The following is a 19,227-nucleotide window of genomic DNA, read 5'->3' as shown; positions in this document are numbered from 1 at the left end:
TAATTTAGTAAAAGTAAAAATAAATAAAATCTATAGGTGAATCATTCCTAACGGGAATAATTATTTTTTAGATGCTGCTATAATATTACAATAATGAAGTGGTCTGTTTTCGCTCTTAGAAATTATTTTTGCCACAGTGTTATTTAATTGAACAATTAATTTAACCATTAAGTTTTACAAATTTAAAATCTATGAGTGTATGATTTATAAATTATATTTCTTATTATTTTACTAAATCTATATGTAGTTAATCTAGAAATAGAATTTCTTATATGGTGTGAATACTGTTAGTTGAAATTTAAAATCTCTTTATATAATCAATTATAGAGCTGAAATTTTCTTTGTTATTCTTGAAATATTTCTTGAGGCATTTGCTTTCTTTATAATTCCAGTTTTTGCAACTTTCATTAATTCAGAGTTCAACTTTGGCAAGAATTTTAGAGCTTCATCTTTTTTCTTTTCTTCAAGAAGAAGGTTCATTTTTTTTATAGCATTTCTATACTTGCTCTTACGAGCCTTATTAACTAGTGTTTGCGTAGCAATTTTTCTAATTCTTTTAATTGCTGATTTTGTGTTTGCCATAAGCGCTGTGGTATAGCTTGAGAATTTATACTGGTCAATAGAATAATTGACTATTTTTGGCAAGTATTACAAAAGAAAGTTGATCTATTAGATATAAATATTTTCTGAATTTTACCATTACATTTACTTCTTAGACAGCTTAGGTTTTCTCTTTGATAAACTCTAAATTCTTTTTGGAAGTTTCCACTTTTTCCAGTGATGTTTTTAAAATCCCGAATACTTGAACCTCCTTTTTTAATAGCCCTATTAAGTATACTTTTTGAATAAATAATAATTTTTTTGCAATCTTGCTTAGTTAACTTTGATGCATAGATAGTTGGATTAATTTTGCATAAAAATAAAATTTCACTAGCATAAATATTTCCAATTCCTGATACAAATTTTTGATCTAATAAGAAACTTTTTATATCCTTCTTTTTATTTTTGAAATAACCAATTAAATATTCTGAGTTGAAAGTTTTAAAAAAAGGTTCTGGTCCTAAGTGACTAAATTTTTTTTCAAGTTCCTTCTTATTTTCTATAAATTTAAAAGAACCAAATCTTCTAGGGTCATTGTATACAATCCTTAAACCATCAAAATGAATTTCTACATGGTTATGTTTCTTTGGGAGGCTTGGTGAGTTATAAAAACTAGTATTGGTAAACTTACTAATGTTATTTTTTTTTATTAAATGAATAGTTCCAGACATTCCCAAATGAATTAAACAAAAAGATTCATCGTAAAAATTCAAGATTAAATATTTTGAAAATCTAGTTACTTTTTTGATAATTTTATTTTTCAATAATTCTTCAAATTTTAGAGGAATTTTAAACCTTAAGTTTCTATTCGTAATTATTATTTTTTTGATTTTTTTACGCTCTATTTTTTTAGATAACGATTGTTTGACTATTTCTACTTCTGGTAATTCTGGCATTTGAGACTATATTATCAATAAGTAATAAATTTAATATGCAACAATATCTCCAAAATAAAAAAGGCCTTGTCCAAAGTGTCTTTGATGATGTCTATGACAAATATGATTTAATGAATGACTTTATGTCGTTAGGAGTTCATAGGGTTTGGAAAAAAGACCTATTAAGTTGGATGAACCCTTCAAATAATAAAACTTTGATTGATGTCGCCTGCGGCACTGGAGATCTTGGTAAACTTTTTTTAGATGCAACTGATAAAAATGGAAAAATATTTTGTGTCGATCCAAATAAGGGAATGGTTGGTAAAGGCAAAGAAAAGTTAAGTACTTATAAAAATATAAATTGGATAATAGCTCCAGCTGAAAAATTACCTATTAGAGATAATTCTTGTGATTACTACACAATTAGTTTTGGGCTAAGAAATACTAAAGACCTAAACAAAGCCCTATCAGAGGCTTATAGAGTTTTAAAACCAGGAGGTCGTTATCTATGTTTAGAATTTTCTAAAATTCAAAATTCTAATTTGGACTTTATATATAAAAATTATTCTAAACTTATTCCTTTGATTGGAAAAGCTATTGCTGGACAAAAAGAACCTTATGAATATCTAATTAAAAGCATTGAAGAATTTATTAATCAAGAAGAGTTAATCGATTTAATGAATAAAAATAGATTTATTAACTGTAGTTATAGAAATTTATCAGGTGGAATTGTAGCTATTCATTCAGGTTGGAAAATCTAATGTTAAAAAAAATATTTATTTTATTTAGATTAGGAAGAAAATTAGCTCGTTCTGACATATTGGTTATTCTTTCTAAATTTAAAAAACCACCATTGGGAATCAAGGTTATCTTTCAAATACTTTCATTTTCTTTTTCAGCGCCTAACAAAACTAATTTAAACGAAAATGAAGGGGCAAGACTTTCTAAATCACTACAATCAATGGGAACTACATTTATTAAATTAGGGCAATTTCTAGTTACTAGACCTGATATTATTGGGGATGATTTAGCAAAACAGTTAGAAGGTTTACAAGATAGATTGCCGGCCTTTACCTCATCTGAAGCAAAAGCAATAATTAAAAAAGACCTAGGAGATGACACCTTCAATTCAATAATTGATTTAAGTGAGCCAGTTGCAGCAGCTTCGATAGCGCAGGTTCATAAGGCAAAAATAAATGACAACGGAACCATAAAAGATGTTGCTATTAAAATTTTGAGACCAGATATTAAAAAAGTTTTTAATGAAGAAATAGATGCCTTGATGCTTTTTGCTTTTATGGTTGAGTCATTTATAAAAAAAACAAAAAGATTAAAATTGGTAGAAGTTGTTTTTCTACTTAAAGAAATAACTAATTTGGAAATGGATTTAAGATTTGAGGCAGCAGCTGCAAATGAATATGCTGAAAATACAAAGAATGATGCAGGTTTTAGAGTTCCTGCTATTTATTGGAATTTTACAAGTGAAAATGTGATGACACTTGATTGGGTTGATGGTGTTTCTATTCGTGAAACAGAAGATTTACAAAAAAGGAACATAGATACTAAAAGGATAGCCTCCGATGTTATTCAGCATTTTTTAAGACATGCTGTTAGAGACGGTTTTTTTCATGCTGATATGCATCAAGGAAATATATTTATCGATGATAATGGGCAAATTGTTCCTATAGATTTTGGTATAATGGGAAGATTAGACAACCTTAGTAAAAGATTTTTAGCTGAAATTTTATTTGGATTTATTCAAAGAGACTACAAAAAAGTTGCTGAAGTACATTTGGTTGCTGGTCTAGTTCCTAAAGATGTACCTGTTAATGATTTAGCACAAGCATTAAGATCTATTGGTGAGCCAATCTTTGGGCAATCTGTAAAAGATATTTCTGGGGGGAAATTATTAAAACAACTTTTTGAAGTTACTGAAAAATTTAATATGCAAACACAACCACAATTATTGATGTTACAAAAAACAATGGTAGTTGTTGAGGGGGTGGCCAGAAAACTTAACCCTAATACAAATATATGGGAGACTTCAAAACCAGTTTTAGAAAATTGGTTAAGAGAAACAAAAGATCCAATCAATACCTTAAATGAAAGTTTAAAAACTACCACTGAAGTAATTAAAAGATTGCCTGATTTTCCAGAGATTATGGATAAAGCCAATCAAGCTTTATCATTTTTAGCAAGTGGACAGATCCCCCAAAATTCAAATTCATTTACCGCCTTAAATGAAAAGAGATCTGAAATGACTGCCTTTAGAAATCAGTCTATTGTTGGTTTATTACTGCTTGTAATTTTTGGTCTAGTAGTATTTTAATTCGCACAATGAATAATTTATCTGAAAGAAAAATACTTTTAATAATATGTGGTGGCATATCTGCTTATAAAAGTTTGGAGCTAATTAGATCTTTAAAAAAATTAGGTGCAAAAGTTAAAACTATTCTCACTAAAAGTGCCAAAGAATTTGTAACTCCTTTATCTATTGCCTCACTATCTCAAGAAAAAGTTTATGAAGACTTATTTAACCCTGAAAATGAGGCTGAAATGGATCATATTTCACTATCTAGATGGGCAGACTTAATTGTTGTGGCTCCAGCTACAGCTAATACAATTTCAAAATTGAGTGCAGGGTCTTCCGAAGATCTGGCTTCAACTGTAATTTTAGCTTCTGATAAAGATATTTTTTTAACACCAGCTATGAATGTTAGAATGTGGGAACACCCATCAACTAAAGAAAATCTTAAAAAACTAAAATCATTTGGTTATAAAATTATAGGTCCTGAAGTTGGTGATATGGCCTGTGGAGAATTTGGTGAAGGTAAAATGACTGAACCAGATAATATTGTTCAAGAAATTAATTCATACTTTAGTGAATTAAATAAGAATTATAAACTAAAAGCCTTAGTAACGGCTGGACCAACTAATGAGTATATTGATCCTGTAAGATTTATAACAAATAAATCTTCTGGAAAACAAGGCCATGCTTTAGCAAAAGCATTTGCTAAAAGAGGTTTTCAAACTACTTTAATTTCTGGACCTACAAATTTAGAGGTGGGCAACAATATAAACTTAATTAAAGTAGAAACTGCAGATGAAATGCTTAAAGCTACACAAGATAATCTACCAGCAGATGTGGCAATTTTTACAGCAGCTGTTGCTGACTTTAAGGTTAAAGAAATAAATAATAGTAAAATAAAAAAACAGGAAAAATTACATTTAGAACTAGAAAAAAATATTGATATTTTAAATTATATATCAAAGCATAATTCTCTAAGACCAAAGTTGGTAATTGGATTTGCTGCAGAAACTAATAATGTGGAAGAAAATGCAAAAAAAAAATTAGAAGAAAAAAATTGTGACTGGATAATAGCAAATGATGTTTCTAATAAAGCAATTGGATTTGACTCTAGTTTTAATGAAGTTTCAATTTATTATAGAGATAAAAATATGTATGATGAAAAGCTTGCAATAAAAAGTAAATCTGAAATTTCTGATGAAATAGTAGATAGAGTTATTAAAAAATTAAATTAAAATTCAGTGGCTAAAGTATTAATCAAAAAATTAAATCCTAAAGTAGAATTACCTGCTTACAAAACAGATGGTGCTTCGGGTATGGATTTGATGGCTTTTATAGAAGAGCCTATTAAAATAGCCCCTAATAGCTCATATTTAGTACCTACTGGCCTTTCAATGGCATTTTCAGAGGATTATGAAGTCCAAATTCGTCCTCGATCTGGTTTGGCTGCTAAAAAGAGTATTACAGTTTTAAATACCCCAGGAACAATTGATAGTGATTATAGAGGAGAAATTAAAGTTATACTTTTTAATCATGGTAAAGAAGATTTCCTTATCAAAAATAAAGATAGAATAGCACAAATGATCTTAATGCCTGTAGTTAAGATGGAGTTTGAAGAAACAGATAATTTGCCTGATACATTACGAGGTGATGGTGGATTTGGTTCAACAGGTAAATGAATAACCAATTAAGAAAATCATCAATAGAGAGATATTCAAGACAAATAGTACTAAAGGATATTGGTACTATGGGGCAAAAAAAAATTATATCTGCAAAGGTTTTAATTGTTGGAATGGGTGGTTTAGGGTCTCCTGTTGCTGAATTTCTTGCAAGAGCTGGCGTTGGTTCAATAGGAATAGTTGATGATGATAAAGTTAGTTTATCCAATCTGCACAGACAAAGTCTTTATAACACTAGTGATATAGGCAAATTTAAAGTTCAAGTAGCGAGGGTTAAAATTAAAAAAATAAATCCAAGTATTAGAATTAAGATTTACAAAATAAGACTTAATAAAAATAATTTTAAGAAAATTATAAAAGATTATGATTATATAGTTGATGGCTCTGATAATTTTTCCACAAAATTTTTATTAAATGATTTTTGTTATAAATTTAAAAAAATACTTGTAAGTGGAGCTATTAGTAAATTTGACGGTCATATATTTACTTTTAATTTTAAAAATAAAAAAATTCCATGTTTAAGATGTTTTTTTCAAGACTCTGATATTTCAGATGATTTATTAAATTGTGAGTCAGAAGGTATTCTTGGCACTGTTGCTGGTATAATTGGAACTATACAAGCAAACGAAGTTTTAAAGAAAATACTTGATATTGGAAAGAGTCTTGATGAATATATTTTTATCTTAGATTTATTACAATTAAATTTTAGAAAAGTTAAACTTAAAAAAAGAAAAAACTGTTTTTGTAAATGATAAAAAAAATAGCTATTTGTGTTTTGTATCTATCAATTTTATTTGATCAATTTTCAATAGCAGAAGAAAAGTTTCTCTCTTTAAAAAAAAGCAAAGTAAATGTTCGATATGGACCAAGTTTTAATTCAGAGATCAAATATATTTATAAAAAAATAAATTTACCCATAAAACAAATAGATCAAAAGGAAAATTTTAGACGAATCGTAGATTTAAAAAATAATAGTGGATGGATCCATGTTTCTCAGGTTAAAAAATCAAACTCTATTATCATCTTAGAAGACAAAATCTTATATAAAAAACCATCTAACTTTTCAAAACCAATAGTCAAATTAGAAAAAGGAAGACTATTAGTTTTAAAAAAATGTGAGAATATATGGTGTAATGTGAAGACGGATGATTATTCAGGTTGGGTCAAAACCAAAAATATTTGGGGTTCTATTAAATAAAATCAGCACATAGTGATTTAACACTATTTTCAGCTAGTCTTGTTGTGTGGGCGTACTCTTTATGATCAATCCCAAGTTCAATGATTGCACTATCTGACTTAAATTTAGAAATTTGATCATCATTTAATTTAAAATGGATAAACTGCACTGAAGAGGCTTTTCCTTCTGCTGATGTTCTATCAACATCTTTTTCTGGAACAGCCTTAACAATTTCATCATTAATTTTCAGGAATATTTTTTCTTCAATTCCTCCAACTTTACCTAAAAAAGCAGCTCTTGAAATTGGATTATCAATTTCAAACATTAGTGTAGCTGTAAGTTCTTTTCCATTTGGAACCAAAGGGTTATAGGCTATTAACTCATCTTTTAATTGCTCATCTCCACCTTTTTCGATGTGAAGCATTTCTTGAACTTGGGCAACCATAGTTTCAAAACTTTCAAAATAAAAAGTAGCATAAGGACCAAGTGCTATTCTTCTATCTTTTTTAAACTCAACTAAATCTTTTCTGATTTGTTTTCTGCTTTTTGCATAAACATCGAATGGTAATAAATCTTGTTTTTCTATTTGTTTTTTTTCTTTACTCATAATTATAATCTATAACTTTTTGCCATTAATTCGATAGGATGAAGTGCCTCATCATTTGCAATATTTGTGTCTGTTTCTAATTGTTTTAAATGCTTACCTGCCAATGGACAATCTGAGGCCATATATTTATTATTTTTATTTTTAATTTGTTTTGCTGTTGGTGTTCCAACTTTTACAGCTAAATCGTGAGTTTCCTTCATCACACCAAAAGTTCCCCCATGACCAGCACATCTTTCAACAACATCCATTTTTATATTAGGGATAAATTTCAGCATATCTCTGGATTTAATACCCATGTTTTGTGCTCTTGCATGGCATGCGTTGTGAACTGTAACTCCACCATCAATTTCTTGTAAACCGTCTGCTAGGCCCTCGTTTTGTGCTATATCAACGATATATTCATCTATGTCACTAACACTTTTTGAAAGTCTTTTAATATTTTCGTCATTTGGTAATAGTAAAGGCCATTCAAATTTTAACATTAGGCCACAACTAGCTGTTAAAGTAATAATTTGATAACCCTTGTCTACCCACTCCAATAAATCTTTGGAAACTTTTTTGGCTTGCTCTACAACTTTTGGTAAATCTGCTTGCTCAAGATAAGGCATTCCACAACAACCTGGATAAGCTTCTTGAACCTCTACTCCATTTTTCTTTAAAACTTTTAATGCAGCTACGCCTGTATCTTTTTTATTAAAATTAACAAAGCATGTTGAATAAATTACAACTTTTCTATCTTTAGATGGGGCTTCACTATTTGTTGGAATATTATTTTTTTTAAAATAATTTGTAAATGTTTCTGAATTATAAGTGGGTAGCTTAACTCTCATATCAATTCCGGCGACCAATTCTAATATTTTTCTAAAGAATTTATTTTTAATGTTTGATGTCCAGTTTATTAGTGATGATAGCATTACACCAATTTTTCCATTTCTATCAATTTGAGCTAATTGTGCTGGCACTGCTGGCAATTTATTTAATTTTTTTTGAGCCGTTCTATACCTCAACATTAAATGAGGAAAGTCTAAATCAAAATCATGGGGTGGAACATAAGGGCACTTGGTCATAAAACACATATCACACAAAGTACAAGCGTCTACTACAGGTTCAAACTGTTCACTTTTTAAACTTTCTACATCCTCATTTTCTGACTCATCTATCATGTCAAATAATTTTGGAAACGAGTCGCATAAATTAAAACACCTTCTGCATCCATGACAGATATCGAATGCTCTTCTCATTTCGTCATCTAATTTTTTGGGGTCTAAAAAATCAGGATGCTCAAAATTTATTGGGTGTCTAATGGGTGCATCTATACTGCCTTCTTTACTCATATTTAAAATTTTAGGATTTAATGGTGGGGAAGAACCCCACCATAAATTAAGTCTTATTTACGCAATAGATTCTAATGTTTTTTGGAATTTACCTGCGTGTGATTTTTCAGCTTTTGCTAAAGTTTCAAACCAATCAGCAATTTCTGAAAAGCCTTCTTCTCTAGCTGTTTTTGCCATACCTGGGTACATGTCTGTATATTCATGTGTTTCACCTTGTACCGCTGAAGCTAAATTCGCTTTAGTTTCACCTATCGGCAATCCTGTTGCTGGGTCTCCAACTTCTTCAAGATACTCAAGGTGTCCATGTGCATGACCTGTTTCACCTTCAGCTGTAGATCTAAATACAGATGCTACATCGTTATAACCTTCAATATCTGCTTTTTGAGCGAAATATAAATAACGTCTGTTTGCTTGGCTCTCACCTGCAAATGCATCTTTTAAGTTTTCTTCTGTTTTACTTCCTTTTAATGACATATTTTTCTCCTTAATGATTATGATGTACATATAATCGTTCTAAACTGTAAGTCAACAGTTTAGAATTATTTTAATGTAAATATTAAATTATTGAAATTATTGAATTATTTTTGAGTTTGATTATCACTCGCAACTTTAATCAATACTTCTACTGATTTAATTTTTTTTCCTGTGGTATTTCTTTTTATATTCACCGAATCAATATCGTCGTTGCTACAATCAATTAACTCATTTGTGTCTTCGTCAAAAAAATGATGGTGCTCGGTTACGTTAGTGTCAAAATAACTTTTATCTGAATTGATAGAAATTTCTTTTAAATATCCTTTTTTTTTAAATGCGTGAATTGTATTGTAAACTGTTGCTAAAGAAATTTTTTCACTCAGCTTATCCTCAATAATTTTAGTCAAATCATTTATTGTAAAGTGAAAAGTTTTTTCAGGTGAAAATAATACTTCACAAATTTTTAGTCTCTGTCTTGTTGGTCTTAAACCAGATTCTCTCAGCTTTTCTGTGTATATATTTATATTGTTCATTACTGTTTATAATAGTTCTAAACTATTTCTATATTATAATCATGATAAATCAAGTATTAAGGGACTGAAATTTATGAAAAAAAACTCATTCACATATGATGAGCTAATAAGCTGCGGAAATGGAGAACTTTTTGGCCCCGGTAATGCAAAATTACCACTTCCACCAATGCTCATGTTTGATAGAATAACAGAAATCAACGAGGACAATGGTATTTTTAGTAAAGGCTCTTTAAAAGCAGAACTTGATATCAAAGAAGACCTTTGGTTTTTTGATTGTCACTTTAAAGGAGACCCTGTTATGCCAGGTTGTCTTGGCTTAGATGCTATGTGGCAACTAGTTGGTTTTTATCTTGGCTGGCTTGGCAATCCAGGTAAAGGAAGAGCTTTAGGAGTGAGTACAGTAAAATTCACTGGTGAAGTTTTGAAAAAAGTTAAAAATGTAAGATATGAAATTGATATGAAAAAAGTTATGGCACCAGGTGGAACAACAGTTGGTCTTGCAAATGGTTTAGTGTTTGCAGATGACAAAAAAATATATTCAGCAGAAAGTTTAAAAGTAGGGTTATTTAAATAATGAGAAGAGTAGTAGTTACAGGTTTAGGAGTAGTTTCTTGTTTAGGTAACAATCAAGCAGAGGTTTATCAATCTCTTTTAAATTCAAAATCAGGAATATCTTTTTGTGAAGAATACAAAGAACACAATTTAAGAAGTCATATTCATGGCAAGCCAAATATTAAACTTGAAGATCATGTTGATAGAAAAACTATCAGATTTATGGGCTCTGGATCTGCATATAATTATATTGCAATGAAAGAGGCTATTAAAGATTCAGGATTAGAAGATAAAGATGTGAGTAATTTTAAAACTGGAATAGTTATGGGTTCTGGTGGTCCTTCAATAGAAAATGTGGTTTTGTCTGTTGATAAGACTAGAGCTAGGACACCAAAATTGATGGGGCCATTTATTGTTCCAAGAACTATGGCTAGTACATCTTCAGCAACTCTTGCTGTACCTTTTAAAATTAAAGGAGTTAACTATACGATGAGTTCTGCATGTGCAACTAGCGGACACTGCATTGGCCATGCAAGCGAATTAATCCAAATGGGAAAACAGGATGTTGTATTTGCAGGAGGTAGTGAAGAATTACACTGGGCTATGACTGCGATGTTTGATGCGATGACTGCTTTGTCTTCTAAATACAATGATGCACCTGAAACTGCTTCTAGAGCTTATGATAAAACTAGAGATGGCTTTGTCATAGCAGGTGGTGGTGGAGTTTTAGTGCTTGAAGAGTACGAGCATGCAAAAGCTAGAGGTGCAAACATATATGCTGAATTAACAGGCTATGGTGCGACTTCTGACGGGTATGATATGGTAGCCCCATCAGGTGAAGGCGCTGTTAGATGTATGAAGATGGCTTTAGCGACTGCCAAAAATAAAATGGACTACTTAAACACTCATGGAACATCAACTCCAGTTGGAGATATAACAGAACTTAGAGGTGTTGGAGAAGCATTTGGTGCTGAGGTACCAAAAATTAGTTCTACTAAATCTCTTTCTGGTCACCCACTAGGTGCTGCTTCAGTTCATGAAGCAATTTATAGTTTAATCATGATGAAAAATAGTTTCATTACAGCATCAGCTAACATTAATGACATGGATGATGAAGCTAAAAAATTTCCAATCGTAACTAAGACTGAAACAGATGTTAAATTAAACTCCGTAATGTCTAACAGCTTTGGTTTTGGTGGAACAAATGCAACTTTAATTTTTGAAAAGGTCTAAATGAGTTTAATGAAGGGTAAAAGAGGATTGATCATGGGTGTTGCCAATGAAAGATCTATCGCTTGGGGTATTTCACAAAAACTTGCAGAAGCTGGAGCAGAACTTGCATTCACTTATCTTGGTGATGCACTAAAGAAAAGAGTTATTCCTTTGGCTCAAAAATTAAATTCAAAAGCTACATTTAGTTGTGATGTTGAGAATAAAGAAGAGGTAGTAAAACTTTTTGAAGATATTAAATCTCATTGGGGACAAATTGATTTTGTAGTTCATGCTGTTGCTTTTTCAGATAAATCAGAATTATCAGGTGAGTATTTAAATACAACTAGAGAAAATTTTTTAAGAAGTATGTTAATTTCATGTTTTTCATTTACCGAAGTTGCAAAAGAAGCATCTAAGTTAATGAAAGAAGGTGGAAGCATGTTAACTTTAACTTACGAATCCACTAAAGCTATTCCAAATTATAATGTAATGGGTGTTTGTAAATCTGCTCTTGAAGCAAGTGTTAAGTACCTTGCAAGAGACCTTGGTGCTAAAGGAATGAGAGTGAATGCAATTAGCGCAGGACCTATTAAAACTTTAGCAGCTTCTGCTATTGGGGATGCAAAATTCTTATACAAATGGAATGCAGACCATTCTTTCTTGAAGAGAAACGTAGATATCCATGATGTTGGAAACTCAGCACTGTATCTACTAAGCGACCTTGCTGCTGGTGTTACTGGTGAAATTCACTACGTAGATGCTGGATATAACAAGGTTGGGATGCCAGACCCTAAGAATATTACCTAAAATATAGTTAAATTTAGTTAAAAATATTTGGAAGAATTTTTTAAAGTTAATGATTTATATTTAAAAAAATAAAAACATAAGCTAAGATTTTGAATGATTTTTGTAAAAAACCTTGCATCTGTCTTAGATCAAGAATGGTCATCAACTGAAAAATATCCTGGGGTTAAATGGAAATTTTTAATTGATGCAGATTTTGATGGTAGTTCTAGTTTATCAGTAGGTTTCGCTCAAATAGCACCTGGTGGCAATCTAACACTTCATTATCACTCACCTGCAGAAATATATGTCGTTACCAATGGTACAGGAATATTAAATAAATCTGGTGAACTTGAGACAATTAAAAAAGGTGATGTAGTTTATATAGCTGGAAATACAGAGCACTCCTTAAAAAATAATGAAAAAGAAACGTTAGAATTTTATTGGATTTTTCCAACAGATAGTTTTTCAGAAGTAGAATATTTTACAACAAAACAGAAGGGTGTATAGAGCTTTCAAATAAGTGCCCCATAAAAAAAAACCCCAGAACTTTCATTCCAGGGGTTTAGAATTTAAATTTAAAAATTATTCAGCAGCTTGTTTCATAGAGAGCTTAACTTTACCTCTATCAAAACCAATCACTTTAACTTTTACTTCGTCACCTTCTTTGACAACATCAGTAACTTTTTCTACTCTTTTAGCAGCAAGTTCTGAGATGTGAACAAGACCATCTTGTTTACCTAAGAAATTTACAAATGCACCGAACTCCATAATTTTCATTACTTTACCTGAGTAAATTTTATTTAGTTCAGCTTTTGCTGTGATATCTTTAATAATCTGCATGGCAATGTTTCTAGACTCTTCGTCTGGAGCAGAAACTGTTACCACACCTTCATCATTCACATCAACTTTTGCACCCGACTTTTCAACAATCTCTCTAATTGTTGCTCCACCTTTTCCAATCACAGCTGCGATATCTTTTTTATCAACAGTAATTTGTTCCATTTTTGGAGTGTGTTCACCAACATCAGCTCTTGATTCACTTAAGACTTTATTCATTTCACCTAAGATATGAACTCTTCCTTCTTTAGCTTGTTTTAAAGCCTGCTCCATGATTTCAAATGTGATACCTGTAATTTTAATATCCATTTGAAGTGAAGTAATTCCATCTTTAGTTCCAGCAACTTTAAAGTCCATATCTCCAAGATGATCTTCATCACCTAAAATATCTGATAAGACACTAAAGTCATCGCCTTCTTTAATTAATCCCATTGCAATACCTGCAACTGGCTCTTTAATCGGCACTCCAGCATCCATAAGTGCAAGAGATGCACCACAAACACTCGCCATTGAAGAAGAACCATTAGATTCTGTAATCTCAGATACTATTCTGAAAGTATATGGAAATTCTTCTTTTGAAGGTAGTGAAGAATTAATTGCTCTCCATGCTAATTTTCCATGGCCAACTTCACGTCTTCCAGTTCCAATTCTTCCAGTTTCTCCAACTGAGAAAGGAGGAAAGTTATAATGAAGCATAAATCTTTCTCTATGTTGTCCATCTAGACTTTCCAATCTTTGTTCATCATCAGATGTACCTAAAGTAGTAACAACAATTGCTTGCGTTTCTCCTCTAGTAAATAAAGCTGATCCGTGAGTTCTTGGTAAAACACCAACTTCACACTCAATAGCTCTTACATCGGCCAAACCTCTACCATCTATTCTTTTTTTGTTTTTAAGAATATCAGTTCTAACAATTTTCTTTTCAAGATTTTTTAATTCATCATTAACATTAAAATCAGAGTAATTTTCATCTCCTGCAAAAAGCTGTTTTGCTTTATCAGAAATTTCTGAAATTTGATTTGATCTATCTTGTTTGTCTATTGTTGCAAAAGCTTTGGTTAAATCTGCTGTAAAGTTTTCTTCAAGTTTTTTCTTAACTTCTGATAAATCTTTTTTCTCAACAGTCCACTCTGGCTTTCTGCATTCTTTTGCAAGTTCCTCAATCATTTCGATTACTGGAACAAAACCTTCGTGACCAAACTTAACTGCATCTAACATTACTTCTTCTGTTAAACCTTTAGTCTCAGACTCAACCATAAGCACAGCATCTTTAGTACCTGCTACAACTAAATCTAAAGTAGAGTTTTCTAGCTCAGCTTTTGATGGGTTTAATATATATTTACCATCAACTAAACCAACTCTTGAAGCACCCACAGGACCCATAAATGGCATTCCTGAAATAGCTAGCGCTGCTGAAGAAGCTGTAATTGCTAAAATATCTGGTTGATTGTCTTTATCATATGAAATTACCGTTGGTAACAACTGAACTTCATTTTTAAATTCACTTGGAAACAAAGGTCTGATTGGTCTATCAATTAATCTTGAGATCAATTGTTCACTTTCAGTTGGTCTTGCTTCTCTTTTAAAATATCCACCAGGAATTTTACCACCCGCATAATATTTTTCTTGGTAATTTACAGATAGTGGAAAGTAATCCATATCTGGATTTACTTTTTTTGCTCCTACTACTGTTGCTAAAACAACCGTTTCACCGCATGAAGCAATGATTGCTCCATCTGCTTGTCTTGCTACTTTACCTGTTTCTAAACTTATTTTCTTACCTGCTACTTCAATTTCCTTCTTATATACTTTGAACATCTAATTTCCGTTTCCTTCTATTTTCTTAAATTTAATTGTGTTAATACATTTTTGTAAGAATCGAATTTATTTTTCTTTAAATACTCTAACAATTTTTTTCTTCTATTTACTGCTCTTAATAATCCAACCGAAGAGTGTTTATCTTTTTTGAATTGTTTGATATGTGCTGAAAGAGTTTCAATTTTTCCCGTTAATAATGCAATTTGTACCTCTGAAGAACCAGTGTCCTTCTCATGCATTTTTAATTCTTCTGCTTTTTTCGTCATACTGTTTATTTTCCTATTTATTTATTTGTTTGTTTTATTAAGTTTTCTATTTTTTCCGCATACTCAAAAGAATCGTCTTTAGCAAAAAGTATCTTTGGTACGTATTTCATAAATACTTTTTTAGATAAAACTTTTCTAATCAAAAAAGAGTATTCTCTTAATTTTTTAATAACTTTTTCTGTATCTTTTCCCCCTAGAGGTAATACATACGCTTTTGCAATTTTAAGATCTTGACTCATTTTCACTTCTGTAACCGTTATGGTGTTAGTTTCTAAATTTGGCACTTTAGCTTCATTTCTAGCAAAAATCATACCTAAAGATTGCCTAATCATCTCTCCAACACGTAATTGTCTTTGTGATACGGGTTTTCCTGTTTTATCAACCATTATACCGTTCTTTCCGTCGTAGTCGTACTATACACCTCTATTGTATCGTTTTTCTGGAAATCAATAAAGTCTTTAAGTGTTATTCCGCATTCTTGACCATTGCTGACCTGTTTTGCCTGATCTTTTTCTCTGAAAATAGTACTTATTTTACCCGTATAAATAATTGCCCCATCTCTTACTACTCTTGCACTCGCTCCACTAGCTATTTCACCTTCAGTAACTTTTGAACCCGCAACTTTTCCTGTACCTGAAACTTTGAAAATTTCTAGAATTTGAGCTGTACCAATAATTTTTTCCTGAACATCTGGAGCAAGAAGTCCTGACATTTTTAATTTGATATAATCTAAAACTTCATAAATAATATTGTAAGAAGATATTATAATTTTTTCATTCTCTGCTAATTTTTTTGCTTCCTTGCTTGGCTTAACATTAAATGCAATTAATGTGGCGTTAGATGCTTTTGCTAAAGTTACATCTGTTTCTGTTACCATTCCAATGTCAGATAAAATTATTTTAGGTTTTACTTCATCATGAGTAATTTGGTTAATCGCACTTTTAATTGCTTCTGCAGATCCATGAACGTCTGATTTTACGATAATATTTAATTCTGTAGCTGACTTATCAGCAAAAGCTGAATCTTGAGTTGCAAAAGTTAAAGGGCTTCCACCAGTTTTAGTTTCATCTGCTCTAGTCTCACTTAATGTTTTGGCTTCTTTTTCTGAATCTAAGACAATAAAATCATCTCCTGATTTAGCTGCTCCATTAATTCCAAGAATTTCAACTGGCATTGATGGTGGTGCTTCATTAACACTTTCTCCTTTATCGTTAATCAAAGCTCTTACTTTTCCCCATTTTAATCCACTAACAAAAAAATCACCTTTTTTAATTGTTCCAGATGTAACCACAACTGTCGCAACCGCTCCTCTACCAATATCAATTTTAGATTCTAGAACAATTCCAGTTGCTTTAGATTCAAAGTCAGTTTTTAAATCCAAGATTTCTGCTTGTAGAACAATCGACTCTACTAGTTTATCTAAATTCTTTTTATTTTTTGCAGAAATTTCAACCATCAAGGTATCTCCCGATAAATCTTCTGCAATAAGTTCATATTCTAAAAGCTGGTTCTTTATTTTTTGTGGGTCTGCCTCTGGTAAATCACATTTGTTAATTGCTACAACTATTGGAACGTTCGCAGCTTTAGCGTGTTTTATAGATTCAATTGTTTGAGGTTTAACTCCATCATCTGCAGCAACTACCAATACTACAACGTCTGTTAATTTTGATCCTCTAGCTCTCATTTCTGTAAATGCAGCATGACCCGGTGTATCAATAAAAGTTAGCTTATTAGATTCGTGTTGTATTTGGTAAGCACCAATGTGTTGTGTTATTCCACCAAATTCACCAGAGACAACATTCGCATTTCTTAAAACATCTAATACCGAAGTCTTCCCATGATCCACATGACCCATCACGGTTACGATCGGTGGTCTATTCTTTAAATTTTCAGATCTAGACTCTTTTATTTTTTGAATAATTTCTTCTGCTTTTGTTTCTCTAATCGGATTGTGACCAAATTCTTTTACTAGGTATTCAGCTGTATCTGCTGCTAATGTTTGATTGATAGTAACCGTAACACCCATTCCAAATAAATGTTTAATTACATTACTTGATTGCTCAGCCATTCTGTTAGACAACTCTCTCACTGTTATTGCTTCAGGAATATTTACATCTCTTTTTACAGGTTTTAAGCTTTCTTGAATTTCTTCTTTAGTAAGTTCTCTATTTTCTTTTAATTTTGCTCTTTTAAGCGAAGCCATACTTCTTGTTCTTGCTTCAATTTCATCACTTAACGCTCTTGAAACAGTTAATTTTAATTCTCTTTTTTTAGTATCAGGTTTACCTGTATCCCCTTTGAGTCTTCTGGTTGCTCTTTGCTCGGCTAACTTACGTTTTTCATAATCATTAGTTATTGGAAAAGATGGTTTAGGTGCTGATGTAGTTCTGGGGGGGAGCTACTTGTATTTGTTACTGCTGGTTTTGATCTAACACTAGCAGGTCTACTAAAGTTACTTCTGGGTGCAAATTTGCTAGTTTTTTTTTCAATTACAACGGAATTTTTACTTTGAGTTTTTGCTAACTCTATATTCTCTATCGATTTCTTGGCTATGCCAGAAAGTGTTAATTTTGTTTTTTTGTTTTCCATATTTCATTACTCAATCTTTGTAAATTATTTTTCTTGCAGACATAATTAATTCATCCGCTTCTGTTTTTGATAAAGCAAAATCTTCAAGGTATCCTTGAATCTTAATTCTTTCACCTTTCACAACATCATAACCACCAGTTAATTCATCAGAGGCAAGGTCTGCAAAATCTTCTAGTTTTAAAATCTTTTGCTCTCCTAAAGTAACTAACATTCCTGGCGTTAGTCCTTTGTGATTTATAAGATCATCTTGAAGTCCCAAATCTTTAATTCTTTGAGTGATGTCTTCTTGATCTTTTTGGTAAAACTCTTTTGCTCTTTCAATCAAAGCCTTAGCTGTGTCTTCCTCTATGCCTTCAATTTTCATTAAATTTTCTGGTGAGCTATCTTTAATGTCTGAGATTGAAGAAAAACCTTCTGCAACAAGTAATTGTCCCAATGTTTCGTCCAACTCTAAATTTTTAACAAAGTTTTCAGTTTTTTCTTTAAACTCAGATTGTCTTCTTTCTGAATCTTCTGCATCAGTCATTATATTAATTTCGTAATTTAATAATTTAGTAGCCAGCCTAACATTTTGACCTCTACGACCAATTGCTTTACTTAAATTTTCTTCAGTTAAAATTACATCTAATTTTTTTGCAACACTATCAACATTTACTCTTTGAACTTCAGCCGGTGACAATGCATTTGAAACTACTATTGCTGGATCTTCAGACCAATTAACAATATCAATTTTTTCACCTTGTAATTCATTAACTACTGCTTGAACTCTTGATCCTCTCATTCCAACACAAGCTCCTACTGGATCCAATGAAGTGTCAACTGCTTTAACACAAATTTTTGCTCTACTTCCTGGATCTCTTGCTGATGATTTTATTTCAATTAAACCATCATAGATTTCAGGAACCTCTTGAACAAATAATTTTTCCATAAATTTTGGATGTGCTCTTGATAAAAATATTTGTTGTCCTCTAGCTTCTCTTTTTACGTCATAACAATAAGCTTTAACTCTATCTCCAGCTTTAATATTTTCTCTAGGAATCATTTCATTTTTTTGAATAATTGCTTCAGTTCTACCTAAATCAACTATCACATTTCCAAACTCTAGACGTTTAACAATTCCACTTAATATTGAATCTTTTTTGTCTATGAAATCATTGTATTGTCTTTCACGCTCTGCTTCTCTTACATTAAAACTAATAACTTGTTTTGCTGTTTGCGCAGCTATTCTTCCAAAATCAAAAGAGGGAAGTGGTTGTAAAATTTCGTCACCAATCTTTTTATCTTTGTTTGCTTCATTTAAAATGATTGCATCTTGAAGGTTAATTTCTGTATTTGTATTTTCTGGTTTTTCGACAACAATTAATTTTCTGAAAATTCCGATATCACCACTTTCTCTATCTATTAAAACTTTAATTTCATTGTCCTGTCCAAATTTTGATTTGGCAGCTTTTGCAATTCCAGTTTCCATGGAATCAATAATCAATTCTTTATCTATAGACTTTTCTAAAGCAACCGCTTCAGCAATTCTTAATAATTCTAATTTATCTGATCTTCTATTTAACATAAATTTATTAGCTCCA

20 protein-coding genes and 1 pseudogene are annotated in these 19,227 nt (G+C 31.2%); 10 read left to right on the top strand and 11 right to left on the bottom strand.

Features of this window, described 5'->3' with window-relative positions; translation table 11 throughout:
* Positions 1-321 precede the first annotated feature (321 nt).
* Entirely contained in the window at positions 322-582 is a 261-nt protein-coding gene (gene rpsT, locus ABXT45_RS07560) for a 30S ribosomal protein S20 (RefSeq protein ID WP_415286471.1), read from the bottom strand.
* 50 nt (positions 583-632) lie between these two features.
* A complete protein-coding gene (gene mutM / locus ABXT45_RS07555) occupies positions 633-1,496 on the bottom strand; it encodes a bifunctional DNA-formamidopyrimidine glycosylase/DNA-(apurinic or apyrimidinic site) lyase (RefSeq protein WP_415313565.1) in 864 nt (287 codons plus the stop codon).
* 35 nt (positions 1,497-1,531) lie between these two features.
* Between mutM and ubiE the strand changes: the two genes are divergently transcribed.
* The 6 genes from ubiE to ABXT45_RS07525 are packed head-to-tail and all read left to right on the top strand — an operon-like array spanning position 1,532 to position 6,660.
* Complete coding sequence (ubiE, locus tag ABXT45_RS07550; RefSeq protein WP_415313563.1) at positions 1,532-2,236, top strand: bifunctional demethylmenaquinone methyltransferase/2-methoxy-6-polyprenyl-1,4-benzoquinol methylase UbiE; 705 nt, start codon at positions 1,532-1,534, stop codon at positions 2,234-2,236.
* Positions 2,236-3,804 carry a 2-polyprenylphenol 6-hydroxylase gene (gene ubiB, locus ABXT45_RS07545; protein WP_415313561.1) on the top strand — a complete coding sequence of 523 codons (1,569 nt, stop codon included), beginning with the start codon at positions 2,236-2,238 and terminating at the stop codon, positions 3,802-3,804. Before ubiE ends, ubiB begins: the two co-directional genes overlap by 1 nt.
* A gap of 8 nt (positions 3,805-3,812) precedes the next feature.
* The gene (gene coaBC / locus ABXT45_RS07540; protein WP_415313559.1) at positions 3,813-5,018 is read left to right on the top strand and encodes a bifunctional phosphopantothenoylcysteine decarboxylase/phosphopantothenate--cysteine ligase CoaBC; all 1,206 of its coding nucleotides are present in this window, start codon (positions 3,813-3,815) and stop codon (positions 5,016-5,018) included.
* 6 nt (positions 5,019-5,024) lie between these two features.
* Complete coding sequence (dut, locus tag ABXT45_RS07535; protein ID WP_415313557.1) at positions 5,025-5,462, top strand: dUTP diphosphatase; 438 nt, start codon at positions 5,025-5,027, stop codon at positions 5,460-5,462.
* A complete protein-coding gene (locus ABXT45_RS07530; protein WP_415313555.1) occupies positions 5,459-6,214 on the top strand; it encodes a HesA/MoeB/ThiF family protein in 756 nt (251 codons plus the stop codon). The genes dut and ABXT45_RS07530 overlap by 4 nt, the downstream gene beginning before the upstream one ends.
* Entirely contained in the window at positions 6,211-6,660 is a 450-nt protein-coding gene (locus ABXT45_RS07525; protein ID WP_415313554.1) for an SH3 domain-containing protein, read from the top strand. Before ABXT45_RS07530 ends, ABXT45_RS07525 begins: the two co-directional genes overlap by 4 nt.
* Here the strand turns inward: ABXT45_RS07525 and ABXT45_RS07520 are convergent.
* From ABXT45_RS07520 to ABXT45_RS07505, 4 genes are all read right to left on the bottom strand, one after another.
* On the bottom strand, positions 6,653-7,246 hold the full coding sequence (locus ABXT45_RS07520; protein ID WP_415313552.1) for a DUF3501 family protein: 594 nt from the start codon (positions 7,244-7,246) through the stop codon (positions 6,653-6,655). The genes ABXT45_RS07525 and ABXT45_RS07520 overlap by 8 nt on opposite strands.
* Positions 7,247-7,248: 2 nt before the next feature.
* Entirely contained in the window at positions 7,249-8,580 is a 1,332-nt protein-coding gene (locus tag ABXT45_RS07515) for a (Fe-S)-binding protein (protein WP_415313550.1), read from the bottom strand.
* 57 nt (positions 8,581-8,637) lie between these two features.
* Positions 8,638-9,054, bottom strand: coding sequence for a rubrerythrin family protein (locus ABXT45_RS07510; RefSeq protein ID WP_271512302.1), 417 nt, complete (start codon positions 9,052-9,054; stop codon positions 8,638-8,640).
* A gap of 104 nt (positions 9,055-9,158) precedes the next feature.
* A complete protein-coding gene (locus ABXT45_RS07505) occupies positions 9,159-9,587 on the bottom strand; it encodes a Fur family transcriptional regulator (protein ID WP_415313548.1) in 429 nt (142 codons plus the stop codon).
* 73 nt (positions 9,588-9,660) lie between these two features.
* Here ABXT45_RS07505 and fabA point away from each other — a divergent pair, with 73 nt between their 5' ends.
* From fabA to ABXT45_RS07485, 4 genes are all read left to right on the top strand, one after another.
* The gene (fabA, locus tag ABXT45_RS07500; RefSeq protein ID WP_415313546.1) at positions 9,661-10,161 is read left to right on the top strand and encodes a bifunctional 3-hydroxydecanoyl-ACP dehydratase/trans-2-decenoyl-ACP isomerase; all 501 of its coding nucleotides are present in this window, start codon (positions 9,661-9,663) and stop codon (positions 10,159-10,161) included.
* Complete coding sequence (gene fabB / locus ABXT45_RS07495) at positions 10,161-11,372, top strand: beta-ketoacyl-ACP synthase I (RefSeq protein WP_415313545.1); 1,212 nt, start codon at positions 10,161-10,163, stop codon at positions 11,370-11,372. The genes fabA and fabB overlap by 1 nt, the downstream gene beginning before the upstream one ends.
* Positions 11,373-12,158 (top strand): enoyl-ACP reductase, encoded by a 786-nt coding sequence (locus tag ABXT45_RS07490; protein WP_415313543.1) that lies wholly within the window; start codon positions 11,373-11,375, stop codon positions 12,156-12,158.
* A gap of 93 nt (positions 12,159-12,251) precedes the next feature.
* Positions 12,252-12,644 carry a cupin domain-containing protein gene (locus ABXT45_RS07485; protein WP_415313541.1) on the top strand — a complete coding sequence of 131 codons (393 nt, stop codon included), beginning with the start codon at positions 12,252-12,254 and terminating at the stop codon, positions 12,642-12,644.
* Between the two features lie 75 nt (positions 12,645-12,719).
* Here ABXT45_RS07485 and pnp read toward each other — a convergent pair whose 3' ends face one another.
* From pnp to nusA, 5 genes and pseudogenes are all read right to left on the bottom strand, one after another.
* Positions 12,720-14,792 carry a polyribonucleotide nucleotidyltransferase gene (pnp, locus tag ABXT45_RS07480; RefSeq protein WP_415313539.1) on the bottom strand — a complete coding sequence of 691 codons (2,073 nt, stop codon included), beginning with the start codon at positions 14,790-14,792 and terminating at the stop codon, positions 12,720-12,722.
* A gap of 17 nt (positions 14,793-14,809) precedes the next feature.
* Positions 14,810-15,058 carry a 30S ribosomal protein S15 gene (gene rpsO, locus ABXT45_RS07475; RefSeq protein ID WP_006997516.1) on the bottom strand — a complete coding sequence of 83 codons (249 nt, stop codon included), beginning with the start codon at positions 15,056-15,058 and terminating at the stop codon, positions 14,810-14,812.
* A gap of 17 nt (positions 15,059-15,075) precedes the next feature.
* Entirely contained in the window at positions 15,076-15,444 is a 369-nt protein-coding gene (gene rbfA, locus ABXT45_RS07470; protein WP_415313537.1) for a 30S ribosome-binding factor RbfA, read from the bottom strand.
* Positions 15,444-17,647, bottom strand: a pseudogene (gene infB, locus ABXT45_RS07465) (translation initiation factor IF-2). The gene rbfA and the pseudogene infB overlap by 1 nt, the downstream one beginning before the upstream one ends.
* A gap of 10 nt (positions 17,648-17,657) precedes the next feature.
* The gene (gene nusA, locus ABXT45_RS07460; RefSeq protein WP_415313535.1) at positions 17,658-19,211 is read right to left on the bottom strand and encodes a transcription termination factor NusA; all 1,554 of its coding nucleotides are present in this window, start codon (positions 19,209-19,211) and stop codon (positions 17,658-17,660) included.
* Positions 19,212-19,227 lie beyond the last annotated feature (16 nt).

This window comes from Candidatus Pelagibacter sp. Uisw_106 (genome assembly GCF_047724975.1).
GTDB lineage: Bacteria > Pseudomonadota > Alphaproteobacteria > Pelagibacterales > Pelagibacteraceae > Pelagibacter.
This window is presented reverse-complemented; position numbering and strand designations above follow the sequence as displayed.

Excerpts from the sequence above, each read along its gene's own strand:
- nusA (WP_415313535.1), bottom strand. The coding sequence starts at position 19,211 with ATGTTAAATAGAAGATCAGATAAATTAGAATTATTAAGAATTGCTGAA.
- ABXT45_RS07525 (WP_415313554.1), top strand. The coding sequence starts at position 6,211 with ATGATAAAAAAAATAGCTATTTGTGTTTTGTATCTATCAATTTTATTT.
- fabB (WP_415313545.1), top strand. The coding sequence starts at position 10,161 with ATGAGAAGAGTAGTAGTTACAGGTTTAGGAGTAGTTTCTTGTTTAGGT.
- ABXT45_RS07520 (WP_415313552.1), bottom strand. The coding sequence starts at position 7,246 with ATGAGTAAAGAAAAAAAACAAATAGAAAAACAAGATTTATTACCATTC.
- rbfA (WP_415313537.1), bottom strand. The coding sequence starts at position 15,444 with ATGGTTGATAAAACAGGAAAACCCGTATCACAAAGACAATTACGTGTT.
- ABXT45_RS07490 (WP_415313543.1), top strand. The coding sequence starts at position 11,373 with ATGAGTTTAATGAAGGGTAAAAGAGGATTGATCATGGGTGTTGCCAAT.
- fabA (WP_415313546.1), top strand. The coding sequence starts at position 9,661 with ATGAAAAAAAACTCATTCACATATGATGAGCTAATAAGCTGCGGAAAT.
- coaBC (WP_415313559.1), top strand. The coding sequence starts at position 3,813 with ATGAATAATTTATCTGAAAGAAAAATACTTTTAATAATATGTGGTGGC.
- rpsO (WP_006997516.1), bottom strand. The coding sequence starts at position 15,058 with ATGACGAAAAAAGCAGAAGAATTAAAAATGCATGAGAAGGACACTGGT.
- ABXT45_RS07485 (WP_415313541.1), top strand. The coding sequence starts at position 12,252 with ATGATTTTTGTAAAAAACCTTGCATCTGTCTTAGATCAAGAATGGTCA.
- mutM (WP_415313565.1), bottom strand. The coding sequence starts at position 1,496 with ATGCCAGAATTACCAGAAGTAGAAATAGTCAAACAATCGTTATCTAAA.
- ubiE (WP_415313563.1), top strand. The coding sequence starts at position 1,532 with ATGCAACAATATCTCCAAAATAAAAAAGGCCTTGTCCAAAGTGTCTTT.
- ABXT45_RS07515 (WP_415313550.1), bottom strand. The coding sequence starts at position 8,580 with ATGAGTAAAGAAGGCAGTATAGATGCACCCATTAGACACCCAATAAAT.
- ABXT45_RS07505 (WP_415313548.1), bottom strand. The coding sequence starts at position 9,587 with ATGAACAATATAAATATATACACAGAAAAGCTGAGAGAATCTGGTTTA.
- ABXT45_RS07510 (WP_271512302.1), bottom strand. The coding sequence starts at position 9,054 with ATGTCATTAAAAGGAAGTAAAACAGAAGAAAACTTAAAAGATGCATTT.
- rpsT (WP_415286471.1), bottom strand. The coding sequence starts at position 582 with ATGGCAAACACAAAATCAGCAATTAAAAGAATTAGAAAAATTGCTACG.
- pnp (WP_415313539.1), bottom strand. The coding sequence starts at position 14,792 with ATGTTCAAAGTATATAAGAAGGAAATTGAAGTAGCAGGTAAGAAAATA.
- ubiB (WP_415313561.1), top strand. The coding sequence starts at position 2,236 with ATGTTAAAAAAAATATTTATTTTATTTAGATTAGGAAGAAAATTAGCT.
- ABXT45_RS07530 (WP_415313555.1), top strand. The coding sequence starts at position 5,459 with ATGAATAACCAATTAAGAAAATCATCAATAGAGAGATATTCAAGACAA.